Here is a 12784-nt window from a genome sequence, read left to right on the forward strand (position 1 = left end):
AATGGACAATTTATCTCAAAAATCCGTTGCCATAATTATTTTTGTTAGACACCCAGAATTGGGTAAGGTAAAAACTCGTTTGGCTAAATCTATCGGCAATGAGAAAGCGTTGCAAGTGTACACCAAACTGTTGCAACATACCTTAGAAATTACGAAATCCATTGATGCTGCAAAATTTGTTTTCTATACAGAAGAGATTCAAGAAAATGATTTATGGAGCGAAAAGGGTTATTGGAAGTGTAAGCAGAAAGGCACGGATTTGGGCGAGAGAATGAAAAATGCATTTTCTTTTCTGTTTGAGCAAGGTTTTAAACAAGTACTCATCATCGGCAGCGATTGCTATCAATTAACTAGCAAAGCAATAGAACAAGCAATTAAACTACTTGATGAAAGTGATTTAGTATTAGGCCCTGCGGTAGATGGCGGCTACTATTTATTGGGAATGAGTAAATTATACTCTGTATTATTTGAAAATAAAACTTGGAGTACAGACTCTGTTGCTGCGCAGACTTTACAGGATGCGGAGAAATTGGATTTAAAGGTTGTGCAATTACAAGCACTTTTTGATGTAGATGAGTTTGATGACTTAGTGGCGAGCGGAATGCAAATAGATTAGCGCTTTAGCATATTGCGATAAGTAGAAACAAGATCATCTTGCTTGGCTCCGGCTGCATACATTTTAAAAACCTTAAAATTTGCCTTTTGCACTGTTAACCAGCTGTTCTTTTCGTATTTCCTTGCCGAAATGGAAACCGCTTTCCGAATGATTTTATATTTGCCTTCCTTTCTTGCCCGCTTACAAAACTCGAACTCTTCCATAATTTTCATTTCTGAATTGAAGCCACCGCATGCATCAAAATGCTTTTTAGTAATAAATAAAGTCTGGTCACCACCCATTCCGGCAACAGTGTCGAAATTACTTAATAGCGCATTTAACTTTAATAGTAAACTTTTGCTTTGGTATGTCGAACAATATCTACCCAGGTCAAACCCATTTCTTACTGCTAAATAAATGTCGTTAATGAAAGTTTTTACAGGAAATGTATCAGCATGTACAAAATATAAAATTTCTCCTGTTGCTCTGGCCGCTCCATAATTCATTTGGATCGCACGGCCTTTTTGAGGACAGCGCAACAAAAGAACGCCGTAATCTGCTGCCAACTTATTCGTGCCATCTGTACTGCCAGCATCTACAACAATAACTTCTGCAAAATTTTCGGCACAGTTTTTCAGATGCTGCAACAATTTAGGTAGCTCGTTCTGCTCGTTATAAGTTGGAATGATGATACTAATCAACGCGTTTAGATCCTAACTGAAATTATTTACGTATGTTCCTTTAATATAAGATGTTGAAATTATGAAAAATAAATGGATTGCCCTTATGGCATTGATTCTTATGGGATTTGGAGCGAACGCTCAAGTAAAACTGATTAAATTATCTTCTCTAGAAAACAGGTTAAAAGCGGGTGGAGATACCACTTTTGTTATAAATTTTTGGGCGAGCTGGTGCAAACCCTGTGTTAAAGAGCTGCCGGCATTCGAGCAGTTAAAATCGGCTACATCCAGCAAAAAAGTAAAGGTGCTGCTTGTTAGCACCGACTTAAAATCTAAGGTAGAAAGTTCTGTAAAGCAATTTGTAAAAATCCATAATTTAACTGGAGAAATTTATGTGCTAGACGAAACACCCGGAAGTTTTGCCCAAAAAATAGATGCAAATTGGAGTGGAGCTTTACCAGCTACGCTCATTGTAAATACAAAGAAGGGGAGAAGGGATTTTCAAAACAAGCCTTTTACGTACGAGGAACTGCTTACGGCAACCAAATAGGTTAATTCTTATAAGCTTTTTGTTTCAAGCCATTCTAAGGTTTTCTTTAAGCCCGTTTTTAGGGGAGTGACCTTGTAATTGAGTTCGCTTTTTGCCTTTGATGAATCTACCATCCAGTGTTTGTTATACTTACGCACGAACGAAGGGGTAATAAGTGGCTGTTTATTAAAGCAATAGGCCATCATCAATTGCAGCCTGCTTACAAACAACATTACAAACATTGGCGCATTATAAAGCTTTCTCTTCGTGCCTGTAATCTCATCGACCATAATGAAGAAATCCTTGTAGCTAACATCAATTCCGCCAAGCAAATAACGTTGGCAAGGTTTAGCACTTTCCATTGCGCTAAGCATCCCATCAAGTACGTCATCTATAAACACATAATTGCCTATACTTTTTCCGCCAGCGGGATTTATTTTCCAACTGCCATTGATGTACATTTTTAACAGTCTTGTAAACCCATTGCTTTCTGTAAGAAGACCTGGTCCGTAAACCCTGCTTGGATTAACCATAACCGGGCTAAAATCTTCGCTCCAGTAAGATTTAAGCAAGGCTTCTGCTTTCAACTTGCTTTGCTCGTATAAGGTTTCTAGTTTTGGTTGAGTGTTGCTTGCTTCGGCGACTGGCTTTCCGTTCCACGAGTCGCCTATTACGCCTGCAGTAGAGGTAAATAGAAAATTCTTTATCTTTAATTTAATGGCGCATTCTATCACGTTTTTCAATCCGGTTACGTTTACTCGGTCAAACGCTTTTTTGTCTCTATTCCAAACAGAAGCCAAGGCGGCGAGATGATAGACTTCGCTACAATTTTTCATAGCCGATAAGATTGAATCGGTATCAAAAATATCGCCCTTAAATAACACAAGGTTTTTATGTAGAAGTAATTTTTTAGAAGTATCTATATTTCTAACCAGTGCGTGGACTAAAACACCACTTTCAGCTAGCTGTAACGCTAACCGTTGACCAATATAGCCTGATGCCCCTGTAATAAAAATCTGTTTTTTTTCCTCCAAAATGTAAGATGCTCTGTCTCCCAATCTACGTAAAAAAACAGCGATACAGCTAAAGGTAAACGTTTTTTTTTACGCAACAGATGTTAAAATCGGTGTTGACTAATTGCTTTTAGAAGGATATAATTTTAGAAAAGCAGGTAACCGAAAAAATAAGTATTGGATAATTTTAACTTCATCACAACAAAATCACAACGCTACCACCAACAATAAGCAGTCCGCCGAGCAAGGTTTTTCCATCTATGGGTTCTTTTAAAATCAAAAAAGCCAAACCCATTGCAATGGCAACGCTCAATTTGTCTATTGGCGCAACTTTAGAAACTTCTCCAGTTTCTAGGGCCTTGAAATAGAAAATCCAAGAAAGACCAGTCGCTACACCAGATAAACCTAAAAATATCAGGTTATTTTTGGTCAGCGTTTTTATTTGGGCCAGCTCCCCACTTGCCAACACAATACCCCATGCAATAAATAAAACCACTACAGTTCTTATTGCCGTGGCTAAATTCCCATCAATGCCCTTTATACCCAATTTAGCCAAAATGGCTGTTGCAGCTGCAAAAAAAGCCGCTAAAACGGCGTAGAGTTTCCACATGACGATGTATGCTTAAAAAATGAACTATTTTAAATCAAATGTAAAGATAAAAATCTCGTTAACTGTTTATTGCAATAGGCAGATTTTACTAAAAAAAGTAAAAACAAAATTGGCGAGATCAAGTAGAGCCCGCCAATAACAGTTTAAAAGATTTACATCAACTAACTAAAATAATTTAATCTTTTACTGCCTTAATAAATTTGCCCTCTGGCGTAAATAAGTAATCTTTTCCCTTCATTTCTGCCTCATACATAACAGTTCCGTCTGCTTTGGTAATTTTAGCTGCTTCTGCAATTTTAACATTTTTATAGTCTTTTGCTAAAGTTGCTTTAACAGCTGCAGGTAACATGTCTGCCTTCATATCCATTTCGGTTTCTTCTGCCATACCTTTGGCGTTATAAAGCACACTCATATCCATTTTGTCCTTTTTAAAACTAGCTTCGTACTTGCTACCTTCCTTATCCCAGTTTGCCTTAACACCAGGGTAAGCTTTGGCAAATGAACTTTTTACAACTGTTGGGATGTTTTTTTGAGCGCAAGCGCTGACCGTAATTCCTAGAAAAGCGATCAACATTAATAAGTTATTTTTCATACATCAAATGTAATGATGCTTTCTGTTGTAAAATTGAAGTGCTTTTAATTTATACGCTGGCACTGCTCGATAATTTGCAGTCTTTCTTTAAAGTCATTTTGACGAGGAAAAGCAAATAAATAACGTGGAGTTTATCAAAAAACGGCCGTTTTTTGATAGAAATTATGATGTAACTAATAAACGTATACGGTGTCTTAAAGACAAACAAAAGTTTATGAGCAAATATTATTACAGTGCTACACTCGTTTTTCTAATATGCTTTTTAATAGGCTCAAGGACATTTGCACAGAATGATAAAGCGGCATTAATAAATACTTTTTTAGATGAAGCAAATAAATCAGGCGTTTTCAATGGAAACATATTAATTGCAGATGGTGGGAAAGTAATAGTTAGAAAGGCTAAAGGATATGCGAATGCATCAAAAAAAATTCCTCTTACCATACAGTACCGCTTTCATATCGGGTCTGTGGCAAAAGAATTTGATGCAGTGGGGATCATGATACTTCAGGAACAAGGTAATCTAAGTACAAATGATAAGGTATCTAAATTTTTCCCAGAGTTACCTGCTTGGGCAAACAAAATAAGCATAAAGAATTTATTGCAGTATACTAGCGGATTACCCGATATAAAATACCAGACGGTTCATAGTGATGCGGATAACTGGAAAAACCTCCAATCCTTAAACAAACTGGATTTTGATCCCGGAAGTAGTTATGCTTATAATAATAACAACACTTTTTTGCGTAGACAAATAATTGCAAAAGTAACGAGTATTTCATTTAACCAATTTGTAAAACAAAACATACTCAAAGTAGCCGGTATCAAGAATGGTGTGGTTGATCCGACTGACAACGATTCTTTAGTAGCCAGATCTTTCAATAATGATTTCAAGCAGGACGGCCTTGAAGTCCCAATTTCGGGTTGGACTTGTTTAACCATCGATGATTTTTACAAATGGTCGCAATGCATCAATAACTTTTGCTTGATTAACCCAATATCTACAAGTGAAATTATTACTCCGGTTACCGCTGACAAGCAATCTGGCTTAGGTAGCGGTAGTATGAAATGCAACAAGGTTACAACACACATACACGATGGTACCGCTTTACATTACCAAGCACTAGAATTAACTGACGCTACCAAAGGAAGGACGATCATTATCCTCTCTAATCAGAGGCAGGGGAATGTTTACGACATTGCAGCTGCCATACAGGCAATTTTAGATAATAAGCCTTATCAAGCATTGTCCAAAATTGGCTCTAAATAGGTGGCATTCGTTTTCACAAGGTTTTCTCTTCATATTAAGACGAAAGTTTCTATTTCCCAAATGATTCAAAAAACCCCCGTTTCTTGAAAAACTAAATCGAAAAAAGCATACAGTATTTAACTCTCAGCCTAACATGCTCCAGAAGTTGCTAAAGTATAATTCGATGTTTACGGGATTATCAAAAACCCATTCCATTAATCAAATTAGATTTTCTATTTTTGATTAATGGAATGGGTTTTTGATAATTAAAAAGTTTGAAAATCGCTATGTTAAGATGCGTAATGGAGACCAAAATTTAGACTTGCAGTTAAACAAGCTGGCAATTATAGATTTTCCATTCCTTTTCACGAAAAGTTAACAAATCAATTAAGCAAGAATATGAATTAGAAATAAAACCTAGCCAAATAGGACTAAATCTGCAAAATAGACTTAATGCGTTTAATTAGTTCATTGATAGCGTTCACACATTTATCATTAATAGCAGAACTACAGTTTCTCTTCAGACTTTTTTAATAACATCGTAAAGAAAACTGAGAATAGGATTAAAATGAATTTCGTTAATTTAGGGTTTTCATGCCGAATTTTATTATTGGAAACGTTAGTTTTAGTTTATGAAATTATTAATTGTTGAAGACGAATTGCCACTTTTAAACAGCATACAAAGTTATTTTATGCAAGCTGGGAACATTTGCGAATCGGCAACTAGTTTTTCTATGGCATCAGAAAAAATTGCCCTTTATAATTACGATTGTATTCTGCTTGATTTAGGTTTGCCAGATGGCGATGGATTGACTTTGCTAAAGGAACTAAAATCTACAAATAATAAAACCGGTATACTCATTGTCTCCGCAAGAAACTCTCTCGACGATAAATTGGACGGCCTAAACTTGGGCGCTGACGATTATTTGGTAAAGCCTTTTCATCTTTCTGAATTGATGGCAAGGGTTAGCGCAATTGTTAGAAGAAAACATTTTGATGGAGATAATGTCATTCACTTTAACGAGATACACATAAATACCGCTGCAAAAACGGTAAACGTAAACGAAATTACCTTGACCTTAACTAAAAAAGAGTTTGATCTTTTGGTATATTTTTTGGCAAACAAAGGCAAAGTGGTAAGTAAGAATGCCATTGCAGAACATTTGTGGGGAGACGAAATGGACATTGCAGATAATTTTGATTTTATATACACGCACATCAAAAATCTTAGAAAGAAATTACTGGAAGCAGGCTCAGAAGATTATATGCATTCGGTTTACGGCGTCGGCTATAAATTCTCTGCCTTTTGAAACTCTCTAAAAAATATAATCAAGTAAATTTGCTTGTGTCTTTGGCTGTGCTGCTGATTACTGGCATTGTGTACTATGTAGTTATCAGCCTTATTTTAAGAAATAAATTAGATGCAGATTTATTAATAGAGGAACAAGAAATTTTTCAGTATGCCAAAAAATTCCAAGAGCTTCCGCTCAGTTCAAATTATATTGATGAAGAAATTAATTATCATAAAATCAGCTCAATTGAAAAACGACAGCGGATTTTTTCTGATACCGATATTTTCAATGTTAAAGAAGATGAAACGGAACCGGCTAGGAAACTTACCACCTTTTTAGCGATTAAAGATCAAGGTTATCAAGTAAGCATCATTCGGTCAAAGGTAGAGTCAGAAGATTTGTTACACATTATTTTATTGATAACCTTAGGTATTACCGGCGTTTTGCTTATCAGTTCTGCTTTCATCAACCGCTTAATTTTAAATAAGTTGTGGCAGCCCTTTTATACCTTATTAAGGCAACTTAAAGATTTTAATCTAAGCAATGCCGGTACATTATTGGTAGAGCCAACAAATATCTCAGAGTTTGAAGAGCTGGGACATTCTGCCAGCGAAATGGCACAACGCGTAAACCACGATTATAAAGAATTAAAATCTTTTACAGATAATGCTTCGCATGAAATGAATACGCCAATTGCGGTAGTGCTTTCCAAGTTAGATCTTTTGCTGCAAACAAACCCGATAAACGAAGAGCAGGGAATTATCTTAAACGATATTTACGATGCATTGGGCAAACTTTCAAAATTAAATCAGACGTTATTGTTGCTCACCAAAATAGAAAACAACTTAATGCCCGATGCGCAGTCGATTAGGCTAGACCAGGTTTTGGAAGCTAAAATAAGACAGTTTGAGGGGCTTTTAGAACAAAAGAAAGTTACGGTATCAGCTAGTTTAGTGCCAAAAGAGCTGGTAATGAGTAAATTTTTGATGGATATTTTGTTAAACAATCTGCTTAGCAATGCCATCAAACATAATGTTTCTAATGGTTTGTTAGAAATTTCGCTCACTTCATCAATGTTAACAATAGCCAATTCTGGCCAGGAAAGCGAAATTCCAGATTTCTTTTTCAACCGCTTTAGTAAATCGCAGTCATCAGATGGTTTAGGGCTTGGCTTGGCACTTATAAAACAGGTTTGTGCGCTATACCATTTTGATTTTTCATACTTTTATCAAAATAACAAACACTTTATTAAAATTGGTTTTGGCTTGTAGGGAAAAACAGATTTCCTACAGATTTCAAATTTAATTTAGAAACAAAAAAAACTTTTGAAAGAAAAACTCCTAGCCATCCTTTTTTTGTGTCTTGCCAGTGTTGCCAGTGCACAACAATTTAACAAGCCAAACAATAGCTATTTAGATTCTGTAACATTGTTGCACCCGGTAGCAAAACAAAAATTTAAGGTTGCTCCATTTATTTTGCCTACTATTTTTGTTACCTACGGCTTTATAGCGGCAAATACAAAAGGTGCGCTTAACAAGTTAGATCTTAGCACCAAAGCCGAATTACAAGAAGACCATCCACTTTTTGCAGCACATGTAGATGATTATTTGCAGTTTGCTCCTGTAGTTGCCTATTATGCGTTAAATTTTTCTGGTGTAAAAGGAAAACACAGCCTTGCCGATGCGAGCTTGCTTTATATTACTTCTGCCACAATTATGGGAGGGAGCTCTTTTTTGGTTAAAAAGCTAGAAGGTAGATTACGTCCAGATAGTTCGGGAAACAATTCTTTTCCTTCTGGCCATACGGCCTCTGCATTTGCGGCTGCAGAATTTCTGCACCAAGAATATAAAGACCAATCGCCGTTTATTGCTTATTCTGGTTTTGTAGTTGCCGCCGCCACCGGCGCATTGCGGCTGTATAACAACAAACATTGGTTAAGCGACACCGTTGCTGGCGCAGGATTTGGAATTGCCTCTACCAAAATAGCTTATCTAATCTATCCGTATATGAAAGAAATATTCGGCTCTAAGAAGCATGAAAACATAAGTTTTATGCCTTCTTATCAAAATGGAACTCCCAGTTTGTTTTTTGCGGCTCAATTTTAACGAATTTAGAATCATTTTAAAATTCGATAAAATAAAATTTCTATGGCCAACTCGGTGGGATTGGCATAGCAACTGTTTGGAGGAAAAAACGCCTTAAGCTGCTTGCAGAGACCTAGCGAGTTGCTGTCGCGAGGAGTATTCGCAGCCTTGCGCTGGGGAAAAGCAGGGCAAGGCCCAATGTCATTAACTTAAAGAAATCGTTTGTCAGTCAGAGCCTGTCGAAGACCTAAAAAAAAATCCAAAAACCAATAAAATGGTTGTCCTTCGACAAGCTCAGGATGACACCATTTTATTGGTTTTTCCTTAAGTTAATGACATTGGGGTAAGGCCTCGAATCATCGATAAAAAACAGCTTGGCGAATTTTTACCCAAAGAGGCGCCAACCTTGATTTTATTCATTGGCTTCTATTGTTTTATTTGCATTCATGAGCTCGCAAAAGTGCTCGGTTTGCTACTTTTTTATCAAAAAAAAAGTAGGACTCCCGTCCGGATAAGACAGCGCTGGATAAAGCCGCGTGCGTTTTTGGTAAAGAAAACAAAAATTGTAACTTTTAAAAAAGTTAAGTCCACAAGTTTACTCTTAATAGCTGAATGTTTTTATACTTTTGGGTGATGAAAAACTTATCGAACACCACTGATAACACACAAATTTTAATTGGTTTAACTTCGATAATTATTCTAATAAGAATTATTTTTATCTTTTTTATGGGGCCAATGCCTCAAGACGCTTATTATTTCCTTTACAGCCAACACCCAAGTTTATCGTATTTCGATCATCCCGCGGGCATAGCCGTAATTCTTAGATTTTTCACATCGGTTTTTGGGAACAATACAATTGCTATAAAACTTGCCGATTCTGTTACCACCCTCGGCACCGTTTGGGTTTTCTATTTACTCGCACAAAAATTCTATAAGAAAGAGGAAGCTAAAAAAGCGCTTTTGCTGCTGCTATCTACATTAATGGTAAGCATTCTTTCCTTAATTTCTACACCAGATAGTCCACTGTTATTTTTTTGGGCATTGTCTCTCTTAATGTTGCACGTTGCTATTTTCGAAGATAAGAAATGGTTTTGGGTTTTAACAGGCATTGCAATGGGGCTTGCTTTTGATAGTAAGTATACGGCTGTTTTTCTCCCTTCGGGAATGATTTTATTTTTGCTTTTAAGCAATAGCAAGCGAAAATATTTGGCCACTATTTGGCCATACTTGGTTTGCATCTTGTTTGTGCTTGTCGCGATGCCAGTTATTGTCTGGAATATCGACAATCATTTTGCCTCCTTTGTGTTTCAAGGAAAAGAGCGCATGCAGTCGGTTTCTAGTTTCCATTTAACACCTCGATTTTTCTTTGGTTTAGTTGGCACCCAGCTGTTTTTGTTGATTCCTATTTTATTTTTATCGCTTTTTTACGGCCTTTGGAAAATTTATAAAATCTACGGGCACTTTTGGAATAAATTACCTAGCAGTCTGCTGTTTTTACTTTGTTTTTTTCTCCCAGTATTTGTGGTGTTTATTGTTTTATCGCCCATTTATTGGATAAAAATAAACTGGTTGATGCCAAGTTATATTGCGGGAATTATTTTTGTAACCAGTTATGTATCTGCTAAATGGTTAAAGTGGCAAGTGGTTATTTCAGTAGTTTTACATGTGGCAATGGCCATAGAAATTATTTTTTATGTAGTACCCGTTAGAAGTGATGATACGTGGTTTGGTTGGAAAGATTTGGCAACGCAAACACAGGAGGTAGAAAAACAGCATGGCGCTAATTTTATTTTTTCTGCCGATGGATATAAAACCTCAGCAGAACTTAGCCTTTTTTGCAATCAGTTTATTTATGGACAGAATGTAATTGGAAATCCGGCGCTACAGTTTGATTATATTGGTACAGATTTAAAAGCGTTAAACGGCAAAACTGCTATTTTTATAGATTCGGAACCGCGGTTTTCAGATTTGAATAAAGCGCCGATCGTTCCAGAAAAATTAAGCGGTTATTTTAAAAGGGTGCAGCAACTGGAGCCTATTTTAATTTACAATAGTGGCAAAGTTGTTAGAAAGTTTAATGTGTTCTTATGCGAGGATTATCATTTTGTTCCTCCGAATGGAGAAATAATAAATATACCCTAAGCTTGTTGATCCTCGGAGACACTAATGCTGTTGGGAAAAAACTAACGAATGGTGTCATCCTGCGGTTTAATATATTTAATATAAATCAATATAAATGGCGTTTTGGTTTAAAGTTGCTCTAGCCCAACCAGTAGGAACGGCCTAGCAGGAGTTTGGAGGAAAAAACGCCTGAAGCTGCGTGCAGAGACCTGACGGATTATTGATGCGACGATGATTTGCAGCCGCGGGCGGGATTTAGCTATGGGTAAAGGCCTCAAAGCATCAATGTAAAACAGCTTTGCGAGTTTTTACCCAAAGAGGTGCCAGCCTTGAATTTATTCATTAGCGTTTATTGTTTTAATTGTATTAATGAGCTCGCAGAAATGCTGGGTTTTGCTACTTTTTTTTTCAAGAAAAAAGTAGGGCTTCCATCCGGATAGGACAGCGCAAGGTAGAGTGGTGGTCAGTTTTGTTAAGACTATAAGAATGAGGATTGAAAACAAGATGTTAATGTAATTATATAACAGTCAATGAATTATATAAAACCGTCAATGGTAGCTTGTCGAAGGAAAGTCATTTTGTTGATTTTAGACTTTTTTATGGTGTTCGACAGGCTCAGACTGACAAACGATTCGCTTAACTTAATAGCATTGTTGGAGACACGACTAAGGAGGATAAAAAAACAGTAATATTTCTAACCTAAAAACAGATTTTCTACAGAGTCTTGGTGTAGGTTTACAATCAGTGCTCCTTTTATAAGTATGATCAGATTAGAAAACTTAGCGAAAACAATAATTTTTATAGGATGTATTTCTTGTTTCAGCGTTAGCTTATATGCGCAAACGCCTGTTCGTAAGTTGGCTTACTTTATCGAGAACGCGCAACTAAATAGCCCAACATTGGCCGATTATCGAAACCAGGGTAAGGCGCTAAAATTTGATAGCGCATTGGTTTATGCAAAAGAGAAACCACAAGTAAATGGCACGGGTACAGGATATTATGCGCCCAGAGTTAAAGGTTATGGTTTTGATGAAGTGATTACCAACGGGCAGGCACTAGAAGGTCTTTTGCAGGTAGATTATAACCTTTTAAATGGAAATAGAACACGCAATGCCTTAGAACGCGTAAAGCTTAGCGCCGACTCTTTAACTTATGCTAAAAAATTTACTAGTTTAGATTTAGAAAGAACGATTACAGACCAATATTTAGTCGCATTTTCAAGTCAGCAGGAGGTAGATTTTAATGAGCAGTTGGTGCAGTTGCTCGCAAACGAAGATACATTATTGAGAAAACTTACCCGGAGTAACATTTATAAACAATCTGAATATTTAACTTTTTTGGTTACCTATCAGCAACAAAGATTAATACTTCAACAAGCCATATTAACACATAAAAGCGATTTTGCTACCTTAAATTATTTATCGGGCATAGGCGATACAGCTAGTAATATTTTAGAAAGACCTACAATAAATCTTGAAAAACTTGTTGAGGCGCCAACATTTTTTAATAAAAAATTTGAGGTGGACAGTTTAATTGGCCTAAACGAAAAAGCGCTTATTGCGTTGCGATATAGACCTAAACTTGGTGTTTATGCCAATGGCGGATATAATTCTTCGCTAATGCTTCAGCCTTATAAAAATTTTGGAGCAAGCGTGGGCTTCACATTCTCCATTCCTATTTATGATGGGCATCAGCGAAAGCTAGAATATAATAAAATAGATTTGAGCTTAAATACAGTTGCCAAGTATAGGAATTTCTTCACGCAACAGCGCAACCAGCAACTTAATTTAATTAGGCAGCAGCTAGAAAGTACCGAGCAGCTTTTTCCACAAATTGAAAAGCAGCTAAAATTTGCAAAAAGCTTGATGGAAGTAGATGCCCGGTTGATGCATACCGGAGACGTTAGGATTTCTGATTTTGTAATTGCAATAAACAATTATTTGAGCGCACAGAATTTGAAGATTCAAACAACGCTAAACCAACTAAAACTAATCAATCAACTTAATTACTGGGGAAAATAAA

The 12784-nt window shown here is 36.5% G+C and carries 12 protein-coding genes; 8 read left to right on the forward strand and 4 right to left on the reverse strand.

All coding sequences use genetic code 11. The features are described 5' to 3' along the window. Position 1 precedes the first annotated feature (1 nt). Positions 2 to 616, forward strand: a complete 615-nt coding sequence (locus tag ABIB40_RS01615; protein WP_354355268.1) for a TIGR04282 family arsenosugar biosynthesis glycosyltransferase — start codon at positions 2 to 4, stop codon at positions 614 to 616. Here ABIB40_RS01615 and ABIB40_RS01620 read toward each other — a convergent pair. Further along, complete coding sequence (locus ABIB40_RS01620; RefSeq protein WP_354355270.1) at positions 613 to 1296, reverse strand: TIGR04283 family arsenosugar biosynthesis glycosyltransferase; 684 nt, start codon at positions 1294 to 1296, stop codon at positions 613 to 615. The genes ABIB40_RS01615 and ABIB40_RS01620 overlap by 4 nt on opposite strands. A 61-nt stretch (positions 1297 to 1357) precedes the next feature. Between ABIB40_RS01620 and ABIB40_RS01625 the strand changes: the two genes are divergently transcribed. Next, positions 1358 to 1825, forward strand: a complete 468-nt coding sequence (locus ABIB40_RS01625) for a TlpA disulfide reductase family protein (RefSeq protein ID WP_354355272.1) — start codon at positions 1358 to 1360, stop codon at positions 1823 to 1825. 8 nt (positions 1826 to 1833) lie between these two features. On the opposite strand, the gene ABIB40_RS01630 is transcribed toward ABIB40_RS01625, so the two are convergent. The 3 genes from ABIB40_RS01630 to ABIB40_RS01640 form a co-directional block, all read right to left on the reverse strand. Beyond that, positions 1834 to 2838 carry an NAD-dependent epimerase/dehydratase family protein gene (locus ABIB40_RS01630; RefSeq protein ID WP_354355274.1) on the reverse strand — a complete coding sequence of 335 codons (1005 nt, stop codon included), beginning with the start codon at positions 2836 to 2838 and terminating at the stop codon, positions 1834 to 1836. 175 nt (positions 2839 to 3013) lie between these two features. Beyond that, positions 3014 to 3427 (reverse strand): EamA family transporter, encoded by a 414-nt coding sequence (locus tag ABIB40_RS01635; protein ID WP_354355276.1) that lies wholly within the window; start codon positions 3425 to 3427, stop codon positions 3014 to 3016. Positions 3428 to 3602: 175 nt separating this feature from the next. Continuing rightward, a complete protein-coding gene (locus tag ABIB40_RS01640; RefSeq protein WP_354355278.1) occupies positions 3603 to 4019 on the reverse strand; it encodes a hypothetical protein in 417 nt (138 codons plus the stop codon). Between the two features lie 214 nt (positions 4020 to 4233). Here ABIB40_RS01640 and ABIB40_RS01645 point away from each other — a divergent pair, with 214 nt between their 5' ends. The 6 genes from ABIB40_RS01645 to ABIB40_RS01670 all read left to right on the forward strand — a co-directional run bounded on the left by ABIB40_RS01645 (position 4234) and on the right by ABIB40_RS01670 (position 12783). Then, entirely contained in the window at positions 4234 to 5286 is a 1053-nt protein-coding gene (locus ABIB40_RS01645; protein ID WP_354355280.1) for a serine hydrolase domain-containing protein, read from the forward strand. A gap of 611 nt (positions 5287 to 5897) precedes the next feature. Further along, entirely contained in the window at positions 5898 to 6575 is a 678-nt protein-coding gene (locus ABIB40_RS01650; protein ID WP_354355282.1) for a response regulator transcription factor, read from the forward strand. Further along, positions 6572 to 7828 carry a sensor histidine kinase gene (locus ABIB40_RS01655; protein WP_354355284.1) on the forward strand — a complete coding sequence of 419 codons (1257 nt, stop codon included), beginning with the start codon at positions 6572 to 6574 and terminating at the stop codon, positions 7826 to 7828. The genes ABIB40_RS01650 and ABIB40_RS01655 overlap by 4 nt, the downstream gene beginning before the upstream one ends. 54 nt (positions 7829 to 7882) lie before the next feature. Beyond that, positions 7883 to 8662 carry a phosphatase PAP2 family protein gene (locus tag ABIB40_RS01660; RefSeq protein ID WP_354355286.1) on the forward strand — a complete coding sequence of 260 codons (780 nt, stop codon included), beginning with the start codon at positions 7883 to 7885 and terminating at the stop codon, positions 8660 to 8662. A gap of 612 nt (positions 8663 to 9274) precedes the next feature. Beyond that, positions 9275 to 10783, forward strand: coding sequence for an ArnT family glycosyltransferase (locus ABIB40_RS01665; RefSeq protein WP_354355288.1), 1509 nt, complete (start codon positions 9275 to 9277; stop codon positions 10781 to 10783). A 740-nt stretch (positions 10784 to 11523) separates the two neighbouring features. Next, positions 11524 to 12783, forward strand: a complete 1260-nt coding sequence (locus ABIB40_RS01670; protein WP_354355290.1) for a TolC family protein — start codon at positions 11524 to 11526, stop codon at positions 12781 to 12783. Position 12784: the final 1 nt, after the last annotated feature.

The sequence above is a fragment of the Pedobacter sp. UYP30 genome, from assembly GCF_040547165.1.
In the GTDB taxonomy this organism is placed as follows: domain Bacteria; phylum Bacteroidota; class Bacteroidia; order Sphingobacteriales; family Sphingobacteriaceae; genus Pedobacter.

Excerpts from the sequence above, each read along its gene's own strand:
- ABIB40_RS01615 (WP_354355268.1), top strand. The coding sequence starts at position 2 with ATGGACAATTTATCTCAAAAATCCGTTGCCATAATTATTTTTGTTAGA.
- ABIB40_RS01625 (WP_354355272.1), top strand. The coding sequence starts at position 1,358 with ATGAAAAATAAATGGATTGCCCTTATGGCATTGATTCTTATGGGATTT.
- ABIB40_RS01635 (WP_354355276.1), bottom strand. The coding sequence starts at position 3,427 with ATGTGGAAACTCTACGCCGTTTTAGCGGCTTTTTTTGCAGCTGCAACA.
- ABIB40_RS01640 (WP_354355278.1), bottom strand. The coding sequence starts at position 4,019 with ATGAAAAATAACTTATTAATGTTGATCGCTTTTCTAGGAATTACGGTC.
- ABIB40_RS01645 (WP_354355280.1), top strand. The coding sequence starts at position 4,234 with ATGAGCAAATATTATTACAGTGCTACACTCGTTTTTCTAATATGCTTT.
- ABIB40_RS01650 (WP_354355282.1), top strand. The coding sequence starts at position 5,898 with ATGAAATTATTAATTGTTGAAGACGAATTGCCACTTTTAAACAGCATA.
- ABIB40_RS01665 (WP_354355288.1), top strand. The coding sequence starts at position 9,275 with ATGAAAAACTTATCGAACACCACTGATAACACACAAATTTTAATTGGT.
- ABIB40_RS01670 (WP_354355290.1), top strand. The coding sequence starts at position 11,524 with ATGATCAGATTAGAAAACTTAGCGAAAACAATAATTTTTATAGGATGT.